General features: G+C 57.1%; 21 protein-coding genes and 1 pseudogene. 21 read left to right on the top strand and 1 reads right to left on the bottom strand.

Features of this window, described 5'->3' with window-relative positions; all coding sequences use genetic code 11:
• The first annotated feature begins 4 nt into the window (after positions 1-4).
• The 6 genes and pseudogenes from HP15_RS09170 to HP15_RS23050 form a co-directional block, all read left to right on the top strand.
• A complete protein-coding gene (locus HP15_RS09170; protein WP_014577199.1) occupies positions 5-955 on the top strand; it encodes an alpha/beta fold hydrolase in 951 nt (316 codons plus the stop codon).
• Entirely contained in the window at positions 948-1,862 is a 915-nt protein-coding gene (locus HP15_RS09165) for a DUF4892 domain-containing protein (protein ID WP_014577198.1), read from the top strand. The genes HP15_RS09170 and HP15_RS09165 overlap by 8 nt, the downstream gene beginning before the upstream one ends.
• Before the next feature lie 5 nt (positions 1,863-1,867).
• Positions 1,868-3,082, top strand: coding sequence for a patatin-like phospholipase family protein (locus tag HP15_RS09160; protein ID WP_014577197.1), 1,215 nt, complete (start codon positions 1,868-1,870; stop codon positions 3,080-3,082).
• Positions 3,083-3,170: 88 nt separating this feature from the next.
• Entirely contained in the window at positions 3,171-4,073 is a 903-nt protein-coding gene (prmB, locus tag HP15_RS09155; protein WP_014577196.1) for a 50S ribosomal protein L3 N(5)-glutamine methyltransferase, read from the top strand.
• Between the two features lie 37 nt (positions 4,074-4,110).
• Positions 4,111-5,205: a chorismate synthase gene (gene aroC, locus HP15_RS09150; protein WP_014577195.1), complete on the top strand. Its 1,095-nt coding sequence runs from the start codon at positions 4,111-4,113 to the stop codon at positions 5,203-5,205.
• 218 nt (positions 5,206-5,423) lie between these two features.
• Positions 5,424-6,511 (top strand): annotated as a pseudogene (locus HP15_RS23050) (MFS transporter); the annotation flags it as partial.
• Positions 6,512-6,514: 3 nt separating this feature from the next.
• On the opposite strand, the gene HP15_RS09140 reads toward HP15_RS23050, so the two are convergent.
• Positions 6,515-7,387 carry a LysR family transcriptional regulator gene (locus HP15_RS09140; protein WP_041645235.1) on the bottom strand — a complete coding sequence of 291 codons (873 nt, stop codon included), beginning with the start codon at positions 7,385-7,387 and terminating at the stop codon, positions 6,515-6,517.
• Positions 7,388-7,812: 425 nt separating this feature from the next.
• On the opposite strand from HP15_RS09140, the gene leuC reads away from it, so the two are divergent.
• From leuC to HP15_RS09065, 15 genes are all read left to right on the top strand, one after another.
• Positions 7,813-9,231 carry a 3-isopropylmalate dehydratase large subunit gene (leuC, locus tag HP15_RS09135; protein ID WP_014577191.1) on the top strand — a complete coding sequence of 473 codons (1,419 nt, stop codon included), beginning with the start codon at positions 7,813-7,815 and terminating at the stop codon, positions 9,229-9,231.
• A 16-nt stretch (positions 9,232-9,247) separates the two neighbouring features.
• The gene (gene leuD, locus HP15_RS09130) at positions 9,248-9,895 is read left to right on the top strand and encodes a 3-isopropylmalate dehydratase small subunit (protein ID WP_014577190.1); all 648 of its coding nucleotides are present in this window, start codon (positions 9,248-9,250) and stop codon (positions 9,893-9,895) included.
• A 60-nt stretch (positions 9,896-9,955) separates the two neighbouring features.
• Positions 9,956-11,029: a 3-isopropylmalate dehydrogenase gene (leuB, locus tag HP15_RS09125; RefSeq protein WP_041645234.1), complete on the top strand. Its 1,074-nt coding sequence runs from the start codon at positions 9,956-9,958 to the stop codon at positions 11,027-11,029.
• 131 nt (positions 11,030-11,160) lie between these two features.
• A complete protein-coding gene (gene asd, locus HP15_RS09120; protein WP_041645233.1) occupies positions 11,161-12,276 on the top strand; it encodes an aspartate-semialdehyde dehydrogenase in 1,116 nt (371 codons plus the stop codon).
• Positions 12,277-12,590: 314 nt separating this feature from the next.
• Positions 12,591-15,839: a FimV/HubP family polar landmark protein gene (locus HP15_RS09115; protein ID WP_014577187.1), complete on the top strand. Its 3,249-nt coding sequence runs from the start codon at positions 12,591-12,593 to the stop codon at positions 15,837-15,839.
• 107 nt (positions 15,840-15,946) lie between these two features.
• A complete protein-coding gene (truA, locus tag HP15_RS09110) occupies positions 15,947-16,855 on the top strand; it encodes a tRNA pseudouridine(38-40) synthase TruA (RefSeq protein ID WP_014577186.1) in 909 nt (302 codons plus the stop codon).
• Positions 16,852-17,481, top strand: a complete 630-nt coding sequence (locus tag HP15_RS09105) for a phosphoribosylanthranilate isomerase (protein WP_014577185.1) — start codon at positions 16,852-16,854, stop codon at positions 17,479-17,481. The genes truA and HP15_RS09105 overlap by 4 nt, the downstream gene beginning before the upstream one ends.
• Positions 17,474-18,682, top strand: coding sequence for a tryptophan synthase subunit beta (trpB, locus tag HP15_RS09100; RefSeq protein ID WP_373274847.1), 1,209 nt, complete (start codon positions 17,474-17,476; stop codon positions 18,680-18,682). The genes HP15_RS09105 and trpB overlap by 8 nt, the downstream gene beginning before the upstream one ends.
• 19 nt (positions 18,683-18,701) lie before the next feature.
• The gene (gene trpA / locus HP15_RS09095; protein ID WP_008171746.1) at positions 18,702-19,514 is read left to right on the top strand and encodes a tryptophan synthase subunit alpha; all 813 of its coding nucleotides are present in this window, start codon (positions 18,702-18,704) and stop codon (positions 19,512-19,514) included.
• A 46-nt stretch (positions 19,515-19,560) separates the two neighbouring features.
• A complete protein-coding gene (gene accD, locus HP15_RS09090; protein ID WP_008171745.1) occupies positions 19,561-20,487 on the top strand; it encodes an acetyl-CoA carboxylase, carboxyltransferase subunit beta in 927 nt (308 codons plus the stop codon).
• On the top strand, positions 20,471-21,793 hold the full coding sequence (folC, locus tag HP15_RS09085) for a bifunctional tetrahydrofolate synthase/dihydrofolate synthase (RefSeq protein ID WP_014577184.1): 1,323 nt from the start codon (positions 20,471-20,473) through the stop codon (positions 21,791-21,793). The genes accD and folC overlap by 17 nt, the downstream gene beginning before the upstream one ends.
• A 123-nt stretch (positions 21,794-21,916) precedes the next feature.
• Positions 21,917-22,588, top strand: coding sequence for an SPOR domain-containing protein (locus tag HP15_RS09080; RefSeq protein WP_014577183.1), 672 nt, complete (start codon positions 21,917-21,919; stop codon positions 22,586-22,588).
• A gap of 91 nt (positions 22,589-22,679) precedes the next feature.
• Complete coding sequence (locus HP15_RS09075; RefSeq protein ID WP_008171742.1) at positions 22,680-23,249, top strand: CvpA family protein; 570 nt, start codon at positions 22,680-22,682, stop codon at positions 23,247-23,249.
• 34 nt (positions 23,250-23,283) lie between these two features.
• Complete coding sequence (gene purF / locus HP15_RS09070) at positions 23,284-24,810, top strand: amidophosphoribosyltransferase (protein WP_014577182.1); 1,527 nt, start codon at positions 23,284-23,286, stop codon at positions 24,808-24,810.
• Positions 24,811-24,836: 26 nt separating this feature from the next.
• On the top strand, positions 24,837-26,078 hold the full coding sequence (locus tag HP15_RS09065) for an O-succinylhomoserine sulfhydrylase (protein WP_014577181.1): 1,242 nt from the start codon (positions 24,837-24,839) through the stop codon (positions 26,076-26,078).
• The last annotated feature ends 4 nt before the right edge of the window (positions 26,079-26,082 follow it).

Here is a 26,082-nt window from a genome sequence, read left to right as displayed (position 1 = left end):
CTGGATGAGCGACATGTCGTTTCCCACGGACACCCCCGGAAACCAGGTGAAGGACGGGAGCATTGAAAACCCCGCCCGGTCGTTCCGCGAGTCCGATTGGAAACTCCGGCACATCACCCTGGCCGGCCTTAGCTGGCCTGCCGCTACTGATGCCCACGATAATACACCGATCATAATGCTGCATGGTTGGCTCGATAACAGCCTTACCTTTGTGAAGCTCGCACCGGAGCTGGCGCGACTCGGGCCCGTCTACGCGCTGGACTTCGCCGGGCATGGCCATTCCGGGCACCGGCCAGAGGGGCAGAGTTACCTCTTGATGGACTATGTGGCGGATCTTGCCGAGCTGGTTGAACGCTATTTCCAGGAAACACCGGATGGCAGGATCAACCTGGTCGGGCACTCGCTTGGGGGGATTGTCGGAGCGCTCTACGCGGCCGCCTTTCCGGAGCGAATTCGAAACCTTGTCATGATCGACAGCCTGGGCGCATTGAGCCGTCCGGTTAAGGAAACCATTCCCCAGCTCCGGAAAGCTGTGAAAAAACGCATTGCCGGCTCTGGCCGCCAGGTTGTCTATCCGGATATCGCCACGGCCGCCAAAGCACGGGAGGGCGGGCTGAGCCCGCTCAGCCCCGAGGCCGCGCTGACACTCATTCCGCGCAATATGAAACCCGAGGGAGAGGGCTACGTCTGGCAGACCGATCCCAGGTTACGGCACCCGTCTCCATTGATGATGACCGAAGAGCAGGTGCTGGCTTCGCTGTCTGCTATCGAAACCCGTGTGCTTTTTGTCAGAGCCGATGCAGGACTTCTTTCGTACAGAAAGGATCTGGATAAACGCGCTGACGCTATCGCCAACCTCCAGATCGTAACCGTGCCGGGAGGTCACCATTGCCATCTGGATGGCGAGACCGGGCCGGCTGCAATAGCCATCAGACAATTCCTGGAAAATGAGTAATCGCTTGCTGAAATTACTGTTCACACGTTTCTTGGTACCGATCCTCGGATTATTGGCACTGTCTTCCGGTGTGCAGTCTGCTCCGGAGGATATGCCCGAGGCCTATCAACAGTCGACGCTTGAAGATACGGTCTCGATTCAGTCGTCGGGACACCTGGTATTGTTCAGCCCCGTGCGGGAAGTCAATAACGAGATTCGCTCCGAAACCCTGGCCCGCTTGCCCGTGACTGGGGAAGGGCGCCTGTACCGGATTGCCCGAGACTCAAGTCGCGAGGAAGCGCGGGACCACTACCTGGGTCTGTTGCGCCAGAGAAACGCCCAGATTCTGTTCGAGTGCTCCAGTATCCGTTGTGGAAGAAGCAACGTATGGGCGAACCAGATCTTTAATCAGGCCGTTCTCTATGGCCGTGATGCAACCCAGGATTATCTGGTGGCGGGCACCGTTGCCGAGGACGGCGCCCGTTGGCTGACCCTCATTTACACGGTGACTCGCGGCAACCTTCGGGAGTATGTTTGGGTGGAGCACCTGCGGGTTGAATCCGGCGCGACCATTCCCGGCTTTGGCACCATGGCCAACCGCGTCGAAGGGCCGATTATTGTTCCCTGGCAAGGCGGTGTAACCTACCGGTTCGATTGGCAGGCAACGGATCGCAGGCGGGTGAATGATCTGGCCCGTGAAGAGGGTACGGTGGTTGCACTGGTGGGCTATTCTGTATTGGAGACTGATGAGTCCTTCAGTGATGCGATGGAGCGTGCCCGCCTGGCTACCGAATCGTTGTCGGAGGTCCTGTCCAAAACGGGTGTCTCCCGGGCTCAACAGGAGATAATCGTTGTGGGGCCGGCAGGTGTCTTCAGTGATCCAGACAGGCAGGGCGACCGGGTAGAAGTGGTGGTGATCTCGAGGTAATGATTATGGGCACATCAAAGGATGACGATCAGGATCCAAAGGACAAGCCCTCAGAGAAAGATCCGCAGGACAACGTCTCGAAGGTCCTGAGCAGCTCGGATGTCTCCGCTACCAGTGCTCCGGCAAATCCGGAAAAAGGCAAAGACCGGAACAAACCGCGCAAGACCGTGGCTCTGACGCTGGGAAGTGGTGGTGCCAGAGGGTATGCCCACATCGGCGCCATCGAAGTTCTGGTGGAGCGTGGCTACGACATCGTTGCTATCTCCGGCTGTTCCATGGGGGCCCTGATCGGCGGTATGTTCGGAGCGGGCAAGATGCAGGACTACAAGGACTGGGTTACCGGCCTGGGCCAGTTCGATGTCCTCAAGCTCCTCGATGTAACGTTCAATTCCGTGGGTGCTATTCGTGGCGAGAAGATTTTTTCGGTTGTAAGGGAAATGCTGGGAGATACCCGGATCGAAAACCTGCCCATTGCCTTTACGGCCGTGGCGACAGATCTGCTCGCCCACAAGGAAATCTGGTTTCAGGAAGGGCCTCTGGATCAGGCTATCCGCGCTTCGGTGGCGATTCCAAGTGTTGTCACACCTCTCGTTCTCAATGGCAGAGTCCTCGTGGACGGTGCCTTGCTCAATCCTTTGCCAATCATCCCGACCATTTCCTCCCACGCTGACATCATCGTTGCGGTCAATCTCAGTGGCGAGGATGACCGCCGTCGACGGATTCCGGACGCTGCGTTTACTCCAGGCGAGGCTGAAAACACGGATATGGACGAGTGGGTGGATACCATCCGTGAGAAGGCCTCGCGCTGGTTTGATTGGGATGCCCTGAAATCCCTGACTGCCCGGAAGCCGGACAACGGTGACAGCCCGGAAGAAAAGATCAGCCGGGCAGTGCACAAGAAAGAGCATCAAAAGCAGACGGAGAAGAAGCCGGCTGACAAGAAGAGCCAGGAAGAGCACGAAACCATCGACTGGGACAAGCTCGGGATCGGCAAATTCGATGTGATGAACCTCACCATCGAGACCATGCAGAGTGCGCTTGTGCAGTACAAGATCGCGGGCTACCCGCCGGATTTGCTGGTGAATATCCCGAAGAATGCCTGTCGGAGCTACGATTATCACAAGGCCCCGGAATTGATTCAGCTGGGCCGTGAGCGGATGGCTGCTGCGCTGGATCGCTTTGAAGAAAGCCGGAACAGCTCCGGGCCTCTGGCTATCTGAACAATTTGTTGGCGGGGGCGGGCTGCAGTCGAGCGGGTAATCAGCGTATAATCCCGCGCTAACACGCTCTTGCACAGGATGTACGTTAGTGACCAGCCCTATTGACGACCTTCACAGCGTTCGGGATTACCTCCGCTACGCCTCCTCTCGGTTTGCTGCTTCGCCGCTGTTTTTCGGGCATGGCACGGACAATGTCTGGGATGAAGCCGTTCAGCTGGTTATGCGTAGCCTGCACCTTCCCCTTGAAAACAACACTCTGTTCCTGGATGCCCGTCTAACGCGGGAAGAGCGGGAGCTGGTACTGGAAAGAATCGCCCGGCGCGTGGATGAGCGCGTACCTCTGGCGTATCTGCTCGGTGAAGCCTGGTTTATGGGCATGCCCTTTCATGTTGACGAACGGGTGTTGGTACCGCGTTCCCCCATTGGTGAATTGATCGAGAATGGCTTTCAGCCGTGGCTCGGAGACAAGCCGGTGGAACGCATCCTTGATCTTTGCACCGGGAGCGGGTGCATTGGCATTGGTGCGGCATCTGTTTTCGGCGAGGCGGAAGTCGATCTGTCGGACATTTCTCCGGATGCACTTGAAGTGGCTGAATCCAATATCGACCTGCACGGAGTCCGCGAGCGGGTCCGTACCGTACAATCCGATGTCTTTGACAATATTGAAGGTCGCTACGACGTGATCGTTAGCAACCCGCCCTATGTGGATGCAGACGATCTCTCCAGCATGCCGGATGAGTACCGCCACGAACCTGAGCTGGGCCTTGCCGCCGGTAAAGACGGGCTCGACATCGCTCACAGAATCATTGCCAAAGCGGCCGAGCATCTCACTCCTGGTGGACTACTGGTCGTGGAAGTCGGTAACAGCTGGGTTGCAATGGATGAGGCGTATCCGGATCTGCCACTGACCTGGCTGGAGTTCGAGAATGGGGGCGATGGCGTCTTTCTGATCACCGAGCCGGACCTGCGTCAGTGGCAGGCTTCCAGTTAAACTGAATTCTCATAAAAGCTGAACAAGATACTGAATTATGTCGGGAAACTCTTTCGGAAAACTGTTTACGGTTACCTCATTCGGCGAGAGCCACGGGCCTGCGCTGGGGTGCATCATTGATGGCTGCCCTCCGGGGCTTGAGCTTTCGGAAGCGGACATGCAGCGGGACCTGGATCGCCGTAAGCCAGGCACATCCCGGCACACAACCCAGCGTCGCGAAGCCGACGAGGTGAGAATCCTGTCAGGCGTTTTCGAGGGTAAGACCACCGGAACGCCGATTGGCCTGCTGATTGAAAACACCGATCAGCGGTCCAAGGATTACTCAAAGATCTCCGAACAGTTTCGGCCGGCTCACGCTGATTACACCTACATGCACAAGTATGGTGTTCGCGACTATCGCGGCGGTGGTCGTTCGTCTGCCCGTGAGACCGCTATGCGGGTTGCTGCGGGTGCTGTTGCGAGAAAATTCCTTGAGCAGCGCCTGGGTATCCGGATTCGCGGCTATCTGTCGCAGCTGGGGCCCATCAAGGCCGAGAAACTGGATTGGGATCAGGTTCACCAGAACCCGTTCTTCTGCCCGGATGCGGACAAGGTTCCCGAGATGGAAGCTTATATGGATGCCCTGCGCAAGGAGGGGGATTCCATCGGTGCCCGGATCAACGTGGTTGCCGACGGTGTGCCACCGGGTCTCGGCGAGCCGATCTTTGACCGCCTGGATGCGGATCTGGCTCATGCACTGATGAGCATCAATGCGGTGAAGGGCGTCGAGATTGGCGCCGGTTTTGACTGCATCGACCAGAAGGGCACCGAGCATCGTGACGAAATGACGCCGGAAGGGTTCCTTTCGAATAATGCCGGTGGTGTGCTTGGAGGTATTTCCTCGGGGCAACCGATCGTGGCCAGTATCGCATTGAAGCCCACGTCGAGTTTGCGTTTGTCGGGTCGCAGTATTGATGTGAACGGCGATCCCTGTGAAGTTATTACCACCGGGCGGCACGATCCATGTGTCGGCATCCGCGCGACACCTATTGCGGAGGCGATGATGGCCATTGTGTTGATGGACCATTACCTGCGGCATCGTGGGCAGAATGCGGATGTTTCTGTTTCTACGCCGGTGATTGGGCAGCTCTGATTTTGTTTGTCAGGCTTGGTGAAGCTGCTTTGGCGGCACTCACTGCCCAAAAAACGCCCGTGAATACTTCCCTGTAGGGCTTGGTCGCGCCATCCTTGGCGCTCCACATTTTTGGGCAGTGAGTCCCGCCAAAACAGCCGGACTTGCGGGGTATTTCTATCTACTGGCGCCTCTCTAACCTCTATTTCTGGTTCTTCGCCCTCCTTGGCGGGCTCTTGCCGTATTGGTCCCTCTACCTTGAGGGCCAGGGCTTTTCCTACCTCCAGATCGCCACCCTCATGGCGACGATCCAGCTCACCAAAATCATTGCGCCCAGCGTCTGGGGTTGGCTCGGCGACAAGACCGGCCAACGGGTTCGTCTGGTCCGGGTCGGCGCCATTACCGGCTCGCTGTTCTTCGCCGGCGTATTCATGGAACCGGGGTTTTATGGCCTGCTGCTGGTCATGCTGGCGTTCACGTTTTTCTGGAATGCGATCTTGCCGCTGTATGAGGTGATCACGCTTCGAACCCTGGGCGAGCAGAAAGAGAAATACGGGCGGGTTCGGCTCTGGGGCTCGGTGGGGTTCATCGGAGCGGTTGCGCTGGTCGGCGGTTTGCTGGAACTGGTGCCGATTCAGAATCTCCCGTGGTTGTTGCTTCCGGTGTTTGCGGGCATTGCCGTATCCGCATTTCTGGTGCCTGCGGAGCGGGGTGAGCGAAAGCCGCCGGCTCCGAAAGGTAGTTTAAAGGCCATCGTCACGCACCCGGCAGTGGTTACGTTTTTCTGATGAATTTCCTGCTGCAGGTTTCGCACGGAGCCTACTACACGTTCTTCAGTATTCATCTGGAGCAGCACGGCTACGGCAAGCTGTCGATTGGTTTGCTGTGGTCGCTGGGTGTGTTTGCGGAGATCGCGCTGTTTCTGGTGATGCACCGGTTAACGCGCAGTTTCACGGTTCGCCAGATTGCGATCGGCGCGCTTACGCTCACCATGATTCGATGGGTACTGATCGCGGAGCTGACGGATGTTGTCCTCGTCCTGCTGTTCGCTCAGCTGCTGCATGCAGCATCTTACGGTGCGCTGCACGCTATCTCTGTCCAATACATCCAGGGCTTTTTTGGCAAGTACCATCACGGGCAAGGGCAGGCCCTCTACAGCGGCCTCACGTTCGGTGCTGGCGGTGCGCTTGGGGCCTGGTTGTCGGGCTTCCTGGTGGATGGGTTCAGTACCTCGGCGGCTTTCTGGGGTGGTGCGGCCGCCATGGCCCTCGCAATCGTGATCACCTGGCGAGGCCTTCGGCCGCCGCCAGCCCATGGCGAGGGGTAAAGCTCAGGCGCTTTCTTCTTCCTGCACGATGGTGAGTAACGCATTGGCGGCGTTGCTGAGCTGCCGCCCGGATAACCCGATCCCCCCGAGGACACGAGAAACCGGCTTGCCCACGTCCAGTACCGTAAGGCTGTCGTCAATCATGCGCAGGGGCAGCACACTCCAGCCCAGGCCCACACTGGTCATCATCTTGATGGTTTCCAGGTAGTTGGTTGGCATTTGCGGATTCAGGTGCAGATTCGCCTCCAGAAACAACCGGCTCACAACCCGATAGGTTGCGGTGCTGGTGTCGGGCAATAGTGCCGGGTGGTCTGCTAAGTCTGTAAGCCTCGGATTTTCGAGTGACGCCAGGGGGTGCTCAGCGCCCGCCACAAACACCATCTGGTCCGGCCATTGAGCAAACACATGAAAGCTCGGTTCCATGCTGTCACTCAGCGTCACGAATGCCAGCTCCGCATTACGTTTACGCATCTGCTCGTAGGCGGCATCGGATTCCATGAACTGTAGGTTGATGGACACCTGAGGGTATTCCCGTTTGAACCGTCGTAGCCAATTTGGCAAATGATGCAGACCGATGTGATGGCTGGCGATGATTTGCAGCTCGCCCTCGACTTGTCCAGAGTCCGGCGACAACGCCACCCGGGCGTTGTGAATTTCATCGAGGATCCGACGTGCATGGGGAAGCAAACGACTGCCGGCATTGGTCAGACGAATCTGGCGGTGGCTCCGATCGATCAGGCTGGTGCCAAGCTGGTTTTCCAAGGCGGCCAGGCGTTTAGAGATGGCCGGCTGTGTCAGGTGCAGGATTTCCGCGGCTTCAGAGAAGGAGCCCTGATCGACAATGGTCAAAAATGCCTTTAATGCGTTTGAGTCCATATCTGTGTTCCCGGATTTCGAAATATGGTGCAGGTCCCGGCTTGGAACAGCGTTTTCAAAACACGCCGACAAGTACATCCCTGTGGGCTCGAATCGGGCCATCCCTGGCCCTCTACGGTTTTGAAAACGCTGCTCCAACCCGCTCCCCAGAGTGTGGCCAATATCCGCAGCGCATGGGGAGTATGGAGGGATGAGCCTCCCAAAACCGTGGAGCGCCAGGGATGGCGCGACCGAGCCCTACATGGATGTATTTACGGGCGTGTTTTGGGAGGCTTATCCCTTCATGCGACCTTCTCAGAATCTTAAAGCATTACCATAAGGCATGCGATAGATAAAAAACATGAATTGGGGTTATCCGGTCGCAGGCGGTAAGATACCGTTATCAAACGTCAGAACCAAAAACCCCCAGAGAGTGAGAGAGAACCATGGCGGGCAAAACCTTATACGACAAATTGTGGGACGATCATCTCGTCAAACAGCGCGATGACGGCTCCGCGTTGATTTATATCGATCGTCAGTTACTGCACGAAGTGACATCACCCCAGGCATTTGAAGGCCTGCGTCTGGCGGGGCGGAAGCCGTGGCGGATTGATGCCAACATTGCGACGCCGGACCACAACGTGCCTACCACGGATCGTGATCGTGGTGTCGAAGGTATTGTTGACCCGGTTTCCCGGATCCAGGTGGAAACACTGGACAAGAACTGCGACGAGTTCGGGATTCTAGAGTTCAAGATCAAGGATCAACGCCAGGGCATCGTGCACGTTATCGGGCCCGAGCAGGGCGCAACGTTGCCGGGCATGAGTATTGTTTGTGGGGATTCCCATACATCTACCCACGGTGCTTTCGGTTGCCTGGCTCATGGTATTGGCACCAGTGAAGTTGAGCATGTGCTGGCTACCCAGTGCCTGGTGCAGCAGAAAATGAAAAACATGCTGGTGAAGGTCAATGGCAAGCTGGGTCCGGGCGTTACCGGCAAGGATGTTGTGCTGGCCATCATTGGCAAAATCGGGACTGCCGGTGGTACCGGGCACGCCATTGAGTTTGGCGGCGAAGCCATCCGGGGCCTGAGCATGGAAGGGCGGATGACCATCTGCAACATGTCCATCGAAGCCGGTGCGCGGGTTGGTATGGTAGCGGTTGATGACACCACCATCGAATACGTTCGCAATCGCCCGTTTGGCCCCAAGGGCGAGCAGTGGGATGCTGCAGTTGAATACTGGCGCACGTTGCATAGCGATAGCGATGCAGTCTTCGACAAGATTGTTGAGCTCGAAGGCTCGGAAATCCAGCCGCAGGTGAGCTGGGGTACGTCTCCTGAAATGGTGGCCGGAATTGATGGCAAGGTGCCCGATCCGGAACAGGAAGCCGATCCGATCAAGCGAGAAGGCATTGTTCGCGCTCTCAAGTACATGGGTTTGCAGCCCAATATGGCGATTACCGATATCAAGCTGGATCGTGTGTTCATTGGCTCCTGTACCAACAGCCGGATTGAGGATCTGCGCGAGGCCGCTGCCGTGGTGAAAGGGCGGAAGGTGTCGCCGATTCTGAAGCAGGCCATGGTGGTTCCCGGTTCCGGTCTGGTGAAAGCCCAGGCGGAGCAGGAAGGTCTCGACAAGATCTTTATCGAAGCCGGTCTTGAGTGGCGCGACCCGGGCTGTTCGATGTGCCTGGCCATGAACGCCGACAAGCTGGGGCAGGGGGAGCATTGTGCTTCCACGTCGAACCGGAACTTCGAGGGCCGTCAGGGCTTTGGCGGGCGTACCCATCTGGTGAGCCCGGCCATGGCTGCTGCTGCCGCTGTAACCGGTCATTTCGTTGATGTCCGCGAGCTGATGAACTGATCCATAGGAGAGAACCATGCGCGCATTGAAGCAACACCAGGGCGTTGTCGCCCCCATGGACCGTTCCAACGTGGATACGGACATGATCATTCCCAAGCAGTTTCTGAAGTCCATCAAGCGCACGGGTTTCGGCCCGAACCTGTTTGATGAGTTGCGGTATATGGATGAAGGCAAACCGGATCAGGATTGTTCCACCCGTCCGATTAATCCGGATTTTGTCCTGAATCAGGACCGCTACAAGAACGCCAGTGTATTGTTGGCGCGACGTAACTTTGGCTGTGGTTCAAGCCGGGAGCACGCACCCTGGGCTCTGGAGGATTTCGGGTTCCGGGTGATTATTGCTCCGAGTTTTGCGGATATTTTCTATAATAACTGCTTTAAGAATGGGTTGTTACCCATTGTTCTTCCAGAGGAAATTGTCGATCGTTTATTCCGGGAAGTGGAGCAGAGTGAAGGCTATCAGTTGGCAGTCGACCTGGAAGCCAGGACTGTAACTACCCCATCCGGCGAAACCTTTACCTTTGAGGTGGATGATTTCCGTCGTCATTGCCTGCTGAACGGCCTGGATGATATTGGCGTGACGCTGGAAGACGCTGAGCTGATCCGGTCTTACGAAGAAAGCCGCCGTAAAACTGCGCCCTGGCTGTTTGGTGCCGGGGGTTGAATAGGCTGTCGGATTACGCTGGCGCTAATTCGACCTGAAGGAATGGAACAAGGAAAAAACATGCCCAGAACTATCCTGATGCTTCCCGGCGACGGTATCGGTCCGGAAATTGTCGCTGAAGCGGAAAAAGTGCTCAACAAGATCAATGATCAGTTCAATCTCGGCCTGAGCTTCGAGTCCGGCCTCGTGGGCGGTGCGGCGATTGATGAAACCGACACACCGCTGCCGGATGAAACCCTCGAAAAGGCCACCAGAGCCGACGCGATCCTTCTGGGTGCCGTGGGCGGTCCTCAGTGGGACAGTCTGCCCATGGCTAAGCGCCCGGAGAAGGGGTTGCTGGGGTTGCGCTCTAACCTGGAGCTGTTCGCCAACCTGCGCCCGGCAATCCTTTATCCTCAACTGGCCTCCGCCTCTTCTCTGAAGCCGGAAGTTGTTTCCGGGCTGGATATCATGATTGTCCGTGAACTGACTGGTGGCATCTATTTTGGTCAGCCGCGCGGTGTGCGCGAACTGGAGAGCGGAGAGCGCCAGGGTTACAACACCTACGCCTACACAGAATCGGAAATTCGTCGTATCGGGCGGGTGGCTTTTGAAGCCGCGCAGCAGCGGGGCAAGAAGCTGTGCTCCGTGGACAAGGCCAACGTGCTGGAAGTGACTGTTCTATGGCGGGAAATCATGAACGATCTCCGCCGGGAATATCCGGACGTGGAGCTGTCTCATATGTACGTGGACAATGCCGCCATGCAGCTGGTCCGTGCACCCAAGCAGTTTGACGTGATTGTGACTGGCAACATGTTTGGTGATATTCTTTCGGACGAAGCGGCTATGCTCACCGGCTCGATCGGTATGTTGCCATCGGCGTCGCTGAACTCCGAAAAGCAGGGCATGTATGAGCCCTGCCACGGGTCTGCGCCGGATATTGCCGGGCAGGGCATTGCCAATCCGCTGGCCACCATCCTCAGTGCTGCCATGATGCTGCGGTACAGTCTGAATGAGGAAAAAGCTGCTGAAGCCATTGAAGCGGCGGTCAGCAAGGTCCTGGATCAGGGTCTGCGAACAGCGGACATCATGTCTGAGGGCGCAAAGAAAGTGTCCACCCGGGAAATGGGGGAGGCGGTTCTGGCTGCACTGTAAAGAGGCCAGGCCCTGACAGGCGTATTTGAGACCCGACGGCAACGCGATGCAGTTGCCGCGGGATCATCCATCCTGTCCCTGCCAGCGATAAAGGCATGGGGCGGGCATAAAACGAGGTCTGAAGATCGCACATGAAGCGAGTTGGACTTGTAGGTTGGCGTGGCATGGTGGGCTCGGTCCTCATGCAACGCATGCGTGAAGAAAACGATTTCGCCGATATCGAACCGGTGTTTTTCACCACATCCCAGGCTGGCAAGCCTGCGCCGGACGTGGGAAAAGACGACGTTCCTCCTCTGCAGGACGCGTTTGACGTCGAGATTCTGAAAACCATGGATGTCATCGTGACCTGTCAGGGTGGCGACTACACCGGCGCGGTTTATCAGAAGCTCCGTGACGCGGGCTGGGAAGGTTACTGGATTGATGCAGCCTCCACCCTGCGGATGGTCGACCACTCGGTGATTGTTCTGGATCCGGTCAACCGAAACGTGATTGACGCCGCGCTTGAGAAAGGCGTCAAGGACTACATCGGTGGTAACTGCACCGTGAGCCTGATGATGCTGGCTTTGGGTGGCCTGCTTGAGCAGGATCTGATCGAGTGGGTGTCGCCCATGACCTATCAGGCGGCTTCCGGTTCTGGCGCTCAGAACATGCGCGAGCTGTTGAACCAGATGGGCGAGCTCAACAAGAGCGTCAAGTCTGAGCTGGACGATCCTTCCTCCGCGATTCTGGAGATTGACCGCAAGGTAACCGAAACCATGCGTTCGGACGGCTTCCCGACCGAGCACTTCCAGGTGCCCCTGGCCGGCAGTCTTATCCCGTTCATCGACAAGCAGCTCGACAACGGCATGAGCAAGGAAGAGTGGAAGGCGGGGGTCGAGACCAACAAAATTCTCGGGCGCTCCGATAACCCGATTCCCATCGACGGCATCTGTGTGCGGATTGGCGCAATGCGCTCCCACAGTCAGGCGCTGACTATCAAGCTGAAGAAGGATCTCCCGGTTTCTGAAATCGAGTCGATCCTTGCGAAAGCGAATGACTGGGTAAAAGTGATTCCCAATGATCGTGATGCGACCATTGAGGAACTTACTCCAGCGAAGGTGACCGGTACCTTGAGCGTTCCTGTCGGCCGTATCCGCAAGCTGACCATGGGGCCGGAATACATTTCCGCGTTTACGGTGGGTGATCAGCTCCTGTGGGGTGCCGCTGAGCCGCTGCGCCGTATGCTCCGGATCCTTCAGGAGCGTTAAAAATTGTTACACAGAGGCAATAAATGCCAACTGTGTCCGGTTTCGATAAACCGGTGAGGGGGCGGAGGCTGATTTCAGCCTCCGCCCCTGTTATTTTCAAGAGCGCTAGGTAGTTCCGCGTGATTGATAAAAAAATGGTACAAGGATTGCGGCTGATTGATTGATAAAAGAGGTTTTATCAACAATACTTGCCGGACTGAAAATTAAAAAGAACACATAATAACGAGAATTATCAAGACGAAAGTCATCCAACCTCGTCCGATTCTGTTTGAAAAAGAGCAGTAACGAATAACGGAGACTGGAAAGGAAAAAGCATGAAGGTACGCAAGCTTGCGGTTGCCCTGGCTCTGGCGGGAGGGCTCGGATCCGGCGTCGCACAGGCCCTGGGGCTGGGTGAAATAGAACTTCAGTCCTATCTGAACGAGCCACTGGACGCAGAGATTGTTCTGCCCCAAAGCCGTGGCGTCAATCCAGCGGACGTGTTCGTCAATATTGCCTCGGAACAGGCATATGAGCGGGTGGGGCTGGATCGCAACCAGTTTCTCAGTAAACTCAGGTTCCAGGTGGTCACCGGCAATGATGGCAGTCTCATTGTCAATGTGTCCTCCCGTGAACCTCTGAGGGAACCGTACCTCAACTTCCTGCTTGAGTTGACCTGGCCAAACGGCCGGTTAATGCGGGAATACGCCGTTCTGGTGGATCCACCTGTATACGCGGAAGAGTCCGGCGTGCAGGAACAGGTCAGCACTCCAACAGTCTCCACGTCCCAGACAACCAGCCAGCCGACGACCACTCGCAGTGCCGAATCAGTTCGTCGCCAGGCTCAGGCCGAGCGGTCGCTGGGTTCCGGATATCAGGCTGATACATTCGGGCCCACCGGAGCTTCAGACACATTGTGGACCATCGCGTCTCAAGTGCGTCCAGACAACAGTGTCTCTATGCAGCAGGTCATGCTGGCAATCCAGGACCTGAACCCGAACGCATTCATTGGCAATAACATCAATCGACTGAAGCGCGGTGAAGTGCTGCGTGTCCCGTCTCTGGACCAGATCCAGAGTCGAACTCGCGCTGAAGCTACTCGCGTGGTTGCCCAGCAGAATCAGGAATTCCAGACGCCCCAGCGCACAGTCGATGCAACCGCCGAGCAGCAGGCAGCGTCCGCGCCCCAACAGCAGGCTGGCGCCGGAGGTGATGAGCTCAAACTCGTGGTGTCCGAGGACGCCGGCAGTGAGGCCAGCGAAAGTGGCTCCGCGGGCGGTGACAGCGAACTGCCGGGCGGCGTTGATGCCGGCACAGCGGTCGCGATGGAAGAGCTCGAAAGCGCTCGCCGGGAGAACGATGAGCTGAACAGTCGTGTTGAGGACCTGCAGGACCAGGTGCAGACTCTGCAGCGCCTGCTTGAGCTCAAGAATACCCAGCTTGCTGAAATGCAGCAGACTGCCGGTGATGAAACGGCGGAGCAGACCGCACCCGTTGAAAGTCCGGCTGCCGATGTTGGAGCAGAGGAATCTGTCGCCATGGACGAGGCCGTTGAAGGTGATACGGCACCCGTCGATTCGGACATGATGGACGGTGAAGCTGAGGATGCGGAAGCTGCGGGTGAATCAGGCGACATGGCCGAGTCCGAGGCTATGGTCGATGAAACTGACGAAATGGCCGGTTCCGATCAGTCATCCGATGATCAGATGGGTGCCGATTCCGGTGACGCATCAGAACAGGCTGAAATGTCTGGAGCGGACGAGCCGGCGGTTGAGGCTACCGATGATGCGGTTGAAGAAACTGCGGCGGCGGAGCCAGCCCCGACACAAACAGAGCAATCTGCAGAGCCTGCGCCCAAGCCTGCTCAACAGGCTCCGGCTGCCGATAAAGGTTTCCCCGGTAACGTTATTGATGCCATAACTGGTAATCCGATGTATCAGATTGCCCTTGGTGGCGGTCTGATCGTTCTGCTGTTGCTTCTCCTGCTGCTTGCCCGCCGCAATGCAAACCGGGAAAAGGCGTTTTACGAACAGCTGAACAATGAAACCGACGAAGAAACGGATTCCTTCGATCTGAGCCTGGATGAAGAGGATCAGCAATCTGCGGCTGGCGACGCCCTGGCCGAGGCTGACTCTTACATTGCCTATGGTCAACATGATCGGGCTGCCCAAGCTCTGGAAACCGCAATTTCCCGTGAGCCCAGTCGCACCGATCTGCGCTTGAAGCTGCTCGGTGTCTACGCAGATACCCAGGATCGCGACTCTTTCGAAAAACAATTCGGAGAGGTCGAGGCTCTGGACGATGAAGAAGCGCTGACCACTGCGAACGAGCTGCGCGCGCGGCTGGAAGAGGCGGAGTCGATGCCCAGCATCGATGACCTTGAATCTCAGTTACGTTCCGATTCGTTCGCTACGTCCTATGATTCTGACGAAACCGGTGATGAGTCCATTGAGAAGCAGGACAAGCCTGAATCTGAAGAACTTCTCGCCGATCAGTTTGATGCTGAGAAAGAAGAGCCGGCCGAGAACGAGTTTGGCGACTTTGATTCGGAACTTTCAGAGGCTGACCTGTCTGATTTCGAGCTTGATGAGCTTGACGAATCCGAGGCCAGCAAGGAGGACGCATCCGGCGAGGGCAAAGAAGAAAGCCGTGACGATATGATCGAATACGATCTCTCGGGCCTGGAGCTGGAATCGGACGAAGAAAAGCCTTCGACCGAAGACACCTCCGAGCTTGAGGAGTCCACAGACTGGGATCTGTCTTCGGAATTCGAAGAGGACACTGACAAGCCATCCGGCGCAGAGCAGGGGCTCGACGATTCTGATGACGACCTGAGCCTTAATCTGGAAGAGGGTGATCTGGACGAAGGAGACCTGACGGAGGAGCTGCCAGACGAAAGGCCTAAAACTACATCCGAGGAAGGTACTGAGCAGAGTGCTGATACTGACGGCGAATCGGATATTGATTCGCTGGACGAGTCATTCCTGGATGAGCTCGATGCTGAACTGGACAAGGTAGCCGGTGAAGAAGACGAGCTTGGTGGCAGTGAGATGGAAGAATCTTCGCTGGATGACCTGGAACTGGACGTCTCCGATGAAGACCTGGCCCTGATGGAAGAGTTTTCCGATTCTGCCGATTCAGCCAACCCCGAGGAGAGCGAAGAGGCGTCACTCGATGAAGAGCTTGGTCTTGAGGACACACTCGGTGAGGGCGATGCGGAGGAAGCGGATCCTGAACAGACGGTTGAAGATGCCGAGGATCTCGAGCAACTGGGTGTAACCGATGAGCTCGAAGACTCGGAGACATCTGAAAGTGATCTTGATCTCCCGGTCGCGTCTGATGAAGTTTCCGATGAGTCGCGCAAATCGCAGGTTGCGGACATCGATGAAAGCGAACTCGGTGACGAGGACGATTTCGACTTCCTGGCCGGAACCGATGAGGCCGCTACCAAACTGGATCTGGCGCGGGCGTACATCGAGATGGGTGACACCGACGGAGCTCGCGACATCCTGGAAGAAGTCTCCCTTGAAGGAAACGAAGACCAGAAAGCAGAGGCGCAAGACCTCCTTAAAAATCTGTCCTGATCCGTTATAATCGGGTCTGACAGGAAGCAAGCGCCGGCCGCCGGGTATCCTCCCGGCAATAAGGTCGGCGCTTTGTTTTTATAGAACCATTCTCTTCGGATTCGCACTTGTTTCTCAAGACTCAGCAGCTCTCCACCGATAACGCCGTAGGCGCGGGCCGCGTCGCACTTGCCTTCGAATATGATGGGCGTGGGTTTCACGGCTGGCAGCTCCAGAAATCCGGTGTTCGATCGGTGGAAGCGGAACTGACGGCAGCGGTGGCAAAGGTTGCGAACCATGCAGTTGATCTGGTGTGTGCGGGCCGTACCGATGCCGGGGTGCACGCCAGCTATCAAATCGCTCATTTTGACACTCCGTCTGTCCGTAACCTGCGCTCCTGGGTTATGGGTATAAACACGGCGCTGCCCGATGACATTTCCGTGCACTGGGCCGGAAACGGAGTCGGTGATTTCCACGCTCGATTTTCCGCGACCTATCGGCGTTACCGTTACATCATCTACAACCATCCAGTGCGTCCGGGTATACAGCGGGGCCAGGTAAGCTGGACCTTCCGCCCACTGGACGCAGATCGTATGCACAGGGCCGCCCAGGCATTGGCGGGAGAGCATGACTTTTCCTCTTTCCGTGCGGCCGGATGCCAGTCTCGAACACCGATTCGGTTTCTGGAACGTATTTCGGTAACCCGGAAACGGGATTTTGTCGTAATAGACGTGCAGGCCAACGCGTTTTTGCACCACATGGTCCGGAATATCGCCGGTGCCCTGATGGCGGTTGGTTCGGGAAAGCAGCGACCGGAGTGGATTCATGAGATACTGGTCGCCAGAGATCGGACAGCTGCAGGTGTAACAGCGCCTCCCCATGGTCTGTATCTGGTCGATGTGGGGTACCCGGAGGAATTCGGGATTCCCGCTGTCGAGTGCGGCCCGGGCTTTCTGCGGCCCTGGTTCACTCGGGAAGAAAACAGTCCGTTCACCCCAACACACATCCATGTCAAACAGCGGGTTCCGAGCCAATGAGCGCAAGGGTCAAAATTTGCGGCCTTACCCGCCCCGAGGATATCGACGGGGCTGTTCAATTCGGCGCCGACGCCCTGGGTCTGGTTTTTTATGAGCCGAGTCCCCGGTCAGTGTCATTGGATCAGGCCGCCGAGTTGGCAAAGCGTGTTCCGGCGTTCATGTCGGTGGTCGGATTATTTGTTAATCCATCCAGGCAGGAAGTCGAGGCGGTTCTCGAGCGGGTGCCACTGGATTTGCTGCAGTTTCATGGCGACGAATCGGCGGATTTCTGTGCCAGTTTTGGTCGACGCTGGATCAAGGCCATCAGGGTCCGAGAGGCGGGGCAGATTGAAGCTGCCTTCGAGGAGTTTCACAATGCCTCCGGCCTGCTGGTCGACGCCTGGGATCCAGACCGGTATGGAGGCACAGGAAAATCGTTTAACTGGGATCTGATCCCTGACTACCGGCCGCTTCCGATCATATTGGCCGGGGGTTTGTCATCTGATAACGTATTTGCCGCTGTGAAACAGGTGAAACCCTGGGCTGTAGATGTCAGTGGCGGTGTTGAACAGGACAAAGGCATCAAGGATATCCAGAAAATTTCTCATTTTATTAAAGAGGTTCACCGTGTCTGTAAAACTGACTGAAGAAATGCTGAGCGCACTGCCGGACGCGCGGGGTCACTTCGGCGCCTTTGGTGGGCGATTTGTTTCCGAGACTCTGATGGATTCCCTGATGACGCTCGAGAAAGAATACGCCCGCCTGAAGAAGGATCCGGAATTCCAGGCGCGGTTCGACAAGGAACTGGCGGACTATGTTGGCCGGCCAACCCCTCTGTATTTCGCCGAGCGTCTCAGCCGTGAAACCGGCGGCGCCCAGATCTGGCTCAAGCGTGAAGATCTTTGTCACACCGGTGCCCATAAGGTGAACAACACGATCGGCCAGGCGCTGCTTGCCAGTTTCCTCGGTAAAAAGCGGATCATTGCCGAAACCGGTGCGGGTCAGCACGGTGTTGCCACTGCCACTGTTTGCGCGCGTCTGGGTCTTGAATGCCATGTGTTCATGGGCGCGGAGGATGTCCAGCGACAGTCTCTGAACGTGTTCCGGATGAAGCTTCTGGGCGCGACGGTACATGCCGTTCAGGGTGGCACCAAAACCCTAAAGGATGCCATGAACGATGCGATGCGTGACTGGGTGGCTCACGTGGACGACACTTTCTATATCATTGGTACCGTTGCGGGGCCGCATCCATATCCGCTGCTGGTCCGGGATTTCCAGTCGGTAATCGGTCGTGAAACCCGTCGTCAGGCGCTGGAGAAAACCGGCAAATTGCCGGATGCCCTGGTTGCTTGTGTGGGTGGTGGTTCCAACGCCATTGGCATGTTCTATCCGTTCCTTTCTGACGAATCGGTACAGCTTTACGGTGTCGAGGCTGGCGGCCTGGGCATTGATACTGGCAAACACGCGGCACCACTCTGTGCCGGTCGTCCTGGCGTGCTTCACGGTAACCGCACCTACCTGATGGAGGACGAAAATGGCCAGATCGCAGGGACGCATTCGGTGAGTGCCGGCCTGGACTATCCAGGGGTGGGTCCAGAGCACAGCTGGTTGAAGGACATTGGCCGTGCCAATTATGTGTCCGTTACCGATGACGAAGCGATGGAAGGGTTCCGGAAATTGACCCGCGTCGAGGGCATTATGCCCGCGCTGGAAACGGCTCACGCTGTCGCTTATGCCATCAAACTGGCGGCGACCATGGACAAAGACCAGACCGTTGTCATTAACGTTTCCGGGCGTGGCGACAAGGACATTAACACGGTTGCCAAGCTTGAAGGCATCGAGATCTGAAGAATTAACAGGAGCAGGCATGAGCCGAATTGAAGGGGTCCTCAAGGCCCTGAAAGGACAAGGTCGTAAGGCACTTATTCCCTATATTACTGCCGGTGACCCGCATCCCGATGTCACGGTAGATCTGATGCACACGCTGGTTGAGGCGGGGGCAGATATTATCGAGCTGGGGGTGCCGTTCTCTGACCCCATGGCAGACGGCCCGGTAATCCAGCTTGCCTGTGAGCGGGCCCTGGTGCACGGTACCTCGCTGAGGCAGGTGATTGCCATGGTCAAGGAGTTCCGCAAGTCAGACGACGCAACTCCGGTGGTTTTGATGGGCTACCTGAACCCGATGGAAGCCATGGGCTACGAGCGTTTTGCGGATGCGGCCAAGGATGCTGGCGTAGACGGCATTCTGACCGTTGACTTGCCACCGGAAGAGGCCGACGAGGTTGCTCCGCTGTTCACCCAGCGAAATCTCGACGCCATCTTCCTGCTTTCACCAACCACGACCGATGACCGGATCCGGGCAATCAGTGAGCACTCCTCCGGTTATGTGTACTATGTTTCTATCAAGGGTGTGACGGGATCGGCCACCATCAACGTGGAAGAGGTAGCTGCCAAGGTGAATCATATTCACGAACTGACAGCTCTCCCGGTGGGTGTCGGTTTCGGTATTCGTGATGCGGAAACTGCCGCGGCGGTCGGTCGGGTATCCGATGGTGTAATTGTTGGCAGCGTCCTGGTCGATACAATAGCCAGAAATCAGGCAGATACCGACCAGCTCAAGCGGGCATTGACGGATCTGCTCCACCCGATGCGTGAAGCACTGGACAGTCTCGCCTCCTGAATGAAGGGGAGGAGGGCAAACAGGCGTCAAAGGACAGGATGAGACCATGAGTAACTGGCTGGACAAGATAATGCCGAGCAAGATTCGCTCGGAGTCGAAGCAGAGAACGGGTGTTCCGGAGGGGTTGTGGAAGAAATGCCCCAAATGCGGTGCCTTTCTCTACAAGCCGGAACTTGAGAAAAACCTGGATGTTTGCCCCAAATGCAACCACCACCTGAGGGTGACTGCGCGTCGACGCCTCGAAATTTTTCTTGATCCGGAGGGTCGTGAAGAAGTTGCCGCTGAGCTTGAGCCTTGGGACCGATTGAAGTTCAAGGATAGTAAGCGTTACAAAGATCGTTTGTCCCAGGCGCAGAAGGCCACTGGGGAAAAGGATGCCCTTGTAGCAATGAAAGGCACGACGCTTGGGGTTCCTTTGGTTGCCTGCGCGTTCGAATTTGGATTCCTTGGTGGCTCCATGGGGCAAGTGGTCGGGGAGAAGTTTGTCCAGGCCGCAAATGTTGCCCTCAAGGAGCGTATCCCGTTGGTGTGCTTCTCAGCCAGCGGCGGCGCCCGCATGCAGGAAGCGATCCTGTCGTTGATGCAGATGTCGAAGACAGCCGCTGTGCTTGAGAGGATGAAAGTTGAGGGTATTCCCTATATCTCGGTGATGACGGACCCTGTCTTCGGTGGCGTGTCCGCCAGTCTGGCCATGCTGGGGGATCTCAACATTGCAGAGCCAAACGCATTGATCGGTTTCGCCGGCCCCCGGGTTATCGAACAGACGGTTCGTGAAAAACTGCCGGAAGGTTTCCAGCGCAGTGAGTTCCTGCTTGAGCATGGCGCGATTGATATGATTCTCCATCGCCACCAGATGCGCGAACGCATTGCTCATGTGCTCGCCAAGTTTACCGGCCAGGAGCGCCCGGGAACCGAAGACCCGATCGAGTTTGAAGTCTCGGAGAAGCCTGAAACCGATGCCCCTGCCGAGTAACCCTGCAGACCAGCCCCCGGCATCGCCGGGGGCTGGTGCCACCGTCGATCAGTGGCTTACCTACCTGGAAGCGATACACCCTACAGAGATTGATCTTGGCCTGGACCGGGTCCTCGTGGTCCTGCGGCGGTTGTTCCGACGAAAGCCGTCCGCCCGGATCATCACTGTGGCTGGCACTAACGGCAAAGGCAGCGCGGTTGCTACTGTTGAGGCGCTTTTGCGCGCGGCTGGCCGCCGGACTGGCGCCTACACCTCGCCCCATCTACAACGCTATAACGAACGTGTGCGTCTTAATGGTGAGGATATCTCCGACGACGCGCTTGTCAGTGCATTCGAAGCCGTCGAAGAAGCACGCGGCAAAGTCTCTCTTACCTATTTTGAATTCGGAACCCTTGCCGCTTTCGTGGCCTTTGCCGATGCGGGCCTCGACGACTGGGTGCTGGAGGTTGGCCTGGGTGGGCGGCTGGATGCTGTCAATGTCCTGGACGCGGATTTTGCCATCCTGACATCGGTGGACATCGACCATGTTGCCTTCCTTGGCGACAATCGCGAAGTCATCGGGTTTGAAAAGGCCGGTGTCCTTAGGCCGGGCATCCCCTCGGTCTATGCCGATTCTGATCCGCCCCGCTCGGTGCTTCAGCAGGTCACTGCGCAGAAGGTCGAACTGGCTCTGCTGGGGCGTGATTATGAGCTGGTGACCGAGCAGCAAAAAGGCGATGATGCTCCGGCGGTAGAGCTTCGCCATAAAGGCCAGGCGATTCGTCTGCCCGCCGGCCCATTGCCGATCAAAAGCGTGGCAGCCGCCGTGGTTGCCATACGCGAGCTTGAACCGAACCTGCCGGTACCAGTCATTGAGCAGGTGCTTTCAGGTCTGAGTGTACCCGGGCGTTTTGAGCGTGTTGGTTCCGCACCGGATATCTTCTTGGATGTTGGCCATAACCCCCATGCTGCCGGTTGGTTGTCTGGTCAGCTGAGTCAGCTAAAATCCCCGGGTAGACGGGTGCATGGTGTTTATGGTGCCCTGGCGGACAAGGACGTGGCAGGTGTGGGCAGAGCCATGGTTGATGTGGTCGATGCCTGGTATCTGGCCGGCCTCAAAGTACCAAGAGGCCTTTCCGGTCAAGACCTGCAAGCAAGACTGGCCGATTCAGGGATCCAGGCGACGGCTTTCGAATCCGTGCGGGAGGCGTTAGTTTCAGCATTGGCCGTGGCTGACCCGAACGATCTCGTGGTTGTGTTCGGTTCTTTCTTTACGGTCGCTGAAGGACGCGAGATTCTGCTCGCTGGCAAGGTAGCCGGAAGCTAGGCAGGCCGCCTTAAACTTTGTCCATGGCCGGGCCTGACACTTTGAGTTCCGGTTGCCGGCCAGTTAGTATCTGCGCATGGGTGCCCGTCGGGGCGCAGTCATAACAGTTGGGAGCCTAGCAACGTGGATGGACTGAAACAGAGAATAATCGGGGCGCTGGTACTTGTTTCCCTGGCGGTTATCTTTGTTCCCATGCTTTTTGATGAGCCTCATTCCGAGCGCACGTCCACAACCATCAAGATTCCGGAAGAGCCGCCTTTCCCTGAAGTGGAAGCGCCCGAATCGGAATTGGCGCCGGCGCCGTCTTACGGTCTTGAGTCCAGCGATAGCGGCCTGGCAGCACCCTCAAGCGCGCAAGAAGCAGGGGATTCCCCGGGTTATCGTATCCTCGAAGAGGCGCCTGGCCAGGATGAGATGCAGGACGTAACCGATTCGTCCGATGCTGCCCAGCCCGAGAGCGGCAACGCTCAGGAATCCGCCAATGAGCCGGCTCAGACATCTGAACAAACCTCGGAGAATGCTGCCACAGAAGCTGCAGAGTATGAGCGGTCGCTGGATGGCGCCTGGGTGGTGCAGTTGGGCAGCTTTGGCAATGCCGACAACGCCCGACGCTTGAGAGATCAGGTCCGGGAAAAGGGCTATGGCTCGCATCTTCAGGAGGTTGTCCGCGGCGACACAACGCTGACAAGGGTCTTCAGCGGGCCCTTTGCGTCAAAAACCGAGGCCGAATCGGCCAAAAGGGCTCTGGACGATGCCTTTGGTCTTAACAGCCTGGTGACCTCCGGCGAAAAATAACGCCCGGGGTCCGGTTTATGTGTGTCTTGCGGTTTGGCGAACCGGGGTTTCCTGATAGAATTCGCGCTTCCTTTTCTCCACCGGGTTTTCAATGGAAGCGCTGATCTGGATTGACTGGGTCATTATCGCCCTGATTACAGTTTCCACCCTCATCAGTCTGAAACGGGGCTTTGTACGGGAAGCCCTCTCGCTGGTGACCTGGGTGGGCGCGTTTATCCTGGCCAGAACCTTCCACCCCCAGATGCAGTCCCTGCTGGAGAGCACGGTTGAAACGCCGCTTGTCCGGCTTATTGCTGCTTTTGCCATACTTTTCTTTGGAACGCTCATCGTCGGTGCCATCATCAACAACATGATCGGCCATCTGATTCGGGCCACCGGCTTGTCGGCCACCGATCGGGTGCTTGGAATGGGTTTTGGCCTTTTGCGGGGCGTGGTGGTGGTGATCGTTGCGATTGCATTTACCCGTTACACACCGCTGGCCCAGGATACCTGGTGGCGTACCTCGATCATTATTGATCGCCTGGCGGTGGTTGAAGACTGGTCCAGACGGACCCTGGGCGATGAATTTGCGCGCTTTCTTGGGCCTGCGCCTGAAAACGCGCCGGAACCGGATTCCGTTACAGAGCAGGAAGGCGTGGAACCCGCGTCCGTGTCCCGCTAACATTCAGTTTTAACACTCGGAGATACACTTATCCATGTGTGGCATTGTCGGCATCGTCAGTACTTCCAACGTCAATCAGTCGCTCTATGATGCGCTGACTGTACTTCAGCACCGGGGCCAGGACGCGGCGGGCATTGTGACATTTCAGGATGAACGGTTTTTCCTCCGCAAGGACAATGGCCTGGTACGGGATGTTTTCCATACCCGTCATATGCGTCGTCTGGTGGGCAACGTGGGTATAGGCCACGTGCGCTATCCGACCGCCGGCAGTTCCAGCTCCGCCGAAGCCCAGCCGTTCTATGTGAACAGCCCCTATGGCATTACCCTTGCTCACAACGGCAACCTGACCAACGCTGATGACCTCAGCAAGGACCTGTTCCGGACCGATCTGCGCCACATCAACACGAACTCCGACTCGGAAGTGCTGTTGAACGTGTTCGCTCATGAATTGCAGAAGCTTGGCAAGCTGGACCCGACCAAGGATGAGATCTTTTCTGCGGTCAGCGCGGTTCACAAACGCTGCCGGGGTGCCTACGCCGTCATTGCCATGATTACCGGCTATGGCATTGTTGGCTTCCGGGACCCGAATGGTATCCGGCCTGCCTGCTACGGCGAACGCACCGACGAGAATGGCCGCAAGGAATACATGATTGCCTCTGAAAGCGTTGCCTTGAATGCTGCGGGCTACACCCTCGTGCGCGATATTGCCCCGGGCGAGGCGGTCTATATCGAAACTGACGGTACCCTCTATACCCGCCAGTGCGCCGAGCAGCCGCATCTGTACCCCTGCATTTTCGAACACGTGTATTTTGCCCGGCCTGACTCCATTATAGATAAGGTGTCTGTTTACAAGGCTCGTCTGCGCATGGGCGAAACCCTGGCGGAGAAAGTACTCCGCGAGACACCGGATCACGATATCGACGTTGTCATGCCGATTCCGGACACCAGCCGAACGTCGGCAATGCAGATGGCGCATCGTCTGGGGGTGAAATTCCGTGAAGGCTTTATCAAAAACCGCTACATCGGCCGGACATTCATCATGCCGGGCCAGAAAATGCGCAAGAAATCGGTCCGACAGAAGCTTAACCCGATCGATCTGGAGTTTCGTGGCAAAAACGTGATGCTGGTGGATGATTCCATCGTTCGCGGTACCACCTGCAAGGAAATCGTCCAGATGGCTCGGGATGCCGGTGCCCGTAAGGTCTATTTTGCGTCTGCGGCGCCTCCTGTTCGCTACCCGAACGTGTATGGTATCGACATGCCCTCCGCCAGTGAGCTGATTGCCCACGGGCGCACCGTAGAGCAAATCCGGGAACTGATTGGTGCCGACTGGCTGCTCTATCAGGATCTGGAGGACCTTATAACCTGCGTCAGTGAAGTGAACGATGACATTGAGGGATGGGAGTGCTCGGTATTCACTGGCGATTATGTGACCGGTGATGTCGATGAAGCGTATCTGAGCCGCATTGACGGCTTGCGCAATGACGAAAAGCGATCCGAAAGTGCCGGTGGTGCTGACGGGGACAATGGCATTATTGACTTGCATAACGACGAAGACTGAACGCCGCTTTCAGGCAGGAGATGTAGATGACTTTTCGCCGCGAAGAAACTGTCTGGATTCCGGAGTCCGACCTGGACGGGATGTCCGTGGACACCCTGGCCGTGAGGGCAGGGCAGATCCGCACCGGGCAGCTTGAGCACAGCGACGCGATATTCCCCACGTCCAGCTTCGTTTATGGCAGCGCGGCCCAGGCGGCGGCGCGATTTGGCGGCGAAGAGCCCGGAAACATCTACTCCCGGTTTACCAACCCTACGGTCCAGGCGTTTGAAGGTCGGATCGCCGCCATGGAAGGCGGTGAACGTGCCGTCGCCACCGCATCCGGTATGTCTGCGATCCTGAGCACCTGCATGGCGCTACTGAAGAGCGGCGATCATGTGATCTGCTCCCGGGGTGTGTTCGGCACCACCAACGTGCTGTTCCAGAAATACATGGCGCGTTTCGGGGTGGAAACCACGTTTGTCAGTCTGACGGATATGGAAGAGTGGCAGGCTTCGATCCGTTCCGAAACCCGGATGCTGTTTATTGAAACGCCGTCCAATCCGCTCTGCGAAGTGGCCGATATGGAGATCCTGGGGCAACTGGCAAGAGACAACGACGCCCTGTTCGTGGTCGATAACTGCTTCTGCACGCCGGTGCTCCAGCGCCCGCTGGAGCAGGGCGCAGACATCGTGATTCACTCGGCGACCAAATATCTGGATGGTCAGGGTCGCTGCGTGGGAGGCGTCGTGGTCGGATCAGAGAAGATGATGGAAGAGGTCTATGGCTTCCTTCGTTCGGCCGGCCCCACCATGAGCCCCTTCAACGCCTGGGTGTTTCAGAAGGGCCTGGAAACCTTACCAATTCGTATGCGCGCCCACTGTGACAATGCGTTAGAGTTGGCACTGTGGCTGGAGCAACAGCCGGCAGTTGAACGTGTTTTCTATGCCGGGCTCCAGAGTCATCCGCAACATGAGCTGGCGAAAAAGCAGCAGACCGGATTTGGTGGTGTGCTGTCGTTCCAGCTAAAGGGTGCGCGGGAGGAGGCATGGCGCTTCATCGATGGCACCCGGATGATCTCCATCACCGCAAACCTCGGTGACGTCAAGACCACGATCACCCACCCGGCCACAACCACTCACGGGCGACTATCCCCGGAGGATAAGGCGCGGGCCGGGATCACGGAGAATCTGATACGGATTTCCGTGGGGATCGAAGCCGTAGAAGACCTGAAAACCGATCTTGAACGCGGCTTTCAGGCGCTTCGGAACGAAAGCACCGATAACGTCTGAGCAT

It is taken from the genome of Marinobacter adhaerens HP15 (assembly GCF_000166295.1).
Classification (GTDB): domain Bacteria; phylum Pseudomonadota; class Gammaproteobacteria; order Pseudomonadales; family Oleiphilaceae; genus Marinobacter; species Marinobacter adhaerens.
The sequence above is the reverse complement of the archived record's forward strand: the minus strand, read 5'-3'. Positions and strand labels throughout refer to the sequence as shown.

Bases quoted from the DNA above. Each gene is read 5' to 3' on its own strand.
- HP15_RS09170 (WP_014577199.1), top strand. From the start codon at position 5: ATGAGCGACATGTCGTTTCCCACGGACACCCCCGGAAACCAGGTGAAG.
- HP15_RS09165 (WP_014577198.1), top strand. From the start codon at position 948: ATGAGTAATCGCTTGCTGAAATTACTGTTCACACGTTTCTTGGTACCG.
- HP15_RS09160 (WP_014577197.1), top strand. From the start codon at position 1,868: ATGGGCACATCAAAGGATGACGATCAGGATCCAAAGGACAAGCCCTCA.
- aroC (WP_014577195.1), top strand. From the start codon at position 4,111: ATGTCGGGAAACTCTTTCGGAAAACTGTTTACGGTTACCTCATTCGGC.
- HP15_RS09140 (WP_041645235.1), bottom strand. From the start codon at position 7,387: ATGGACTCAAACGCATTAAAGGCATTTTTGACCATTGTCGATCAGGGC.
- leuC (WP_014577191.1), top strand. From the start codon at position 7,813: ATGGCGGGCAAAACCTTATACGACAAATTGTGGGACGATCATCTCGTC.
- leuD (WP_014577190.1), top strand. From the start codon at position 9,248: ATGCGCGCATTGAAGCAACACCAGGGCGTTGTCGCCCCCATGGACCGT.
- leuB (WP_041645234.1), top strand. From the start codon at position 9,956: ATGCCCAGAACTATCCTGATGCTTCCCGGCGACGGTATCGGTCCGGAA.
- asd (WP_041645233.1), top strand. From the start codon at position 11,161: ATGAAGCGAGTTGGACTTGTAGGTTGGCGTGGCATGGTGGGCTCGGTC.
- HP15_RS09115 (WP_014577187.1), top strand. From the start codon at position 12,591: ATGAAGGTACGCAAGCTTGCGGTTGCCCTGGCTCTGGCGGGAGGGCTC.
- HP15_RS09105 (WP_014577185.1), top strand. From the start codon at position 16,852: ATGAGCGCAAGGGTCAAAATTTGCGGCCTTACCCGCCCCGAGGATATC.
- trpA (WP_008171746.1), top strand. From the start codon at position 18,702: ATGAGCCGAATTGAAGGGGTCCTCAAGGCCCTGAAAGGACAAGGTCGT.
- accD (WP_008171745.1), top strand. From the start codon at position 19,561: ATGAGTAACTGGCTGGACAAGATAATGCCGAGCAAGATTCGCTCGGAG.
- folC (WP_014577184.1), top strand. From the start codon at position 20,471: ATGCCCCTGCCGAGTAACCCTGCAGACCAGCCCCCGGCATCGCCGGGG.
- HP15_RS09075 (WP_008171742.1), top strand. From the start codon at position 22,680: ATGGAAGCGCTGATCTGGATTGACTGGGTCATTATCGCCCTGATTACA.
- purF (WP_014577182.1), top strand. From the start codon at position 23,284: ATGTGTGGCATTGTCGGCATCGTCAGTACTTCCAACGTCAATCAGTCG.
- HP15_RS09065 (WP_014577181.1), top strand. From the start codon at position 24,837: ATGACTTTTCGCCGCGAAGAAACTGTCTGGATTCCGGAGTCCGACCTG.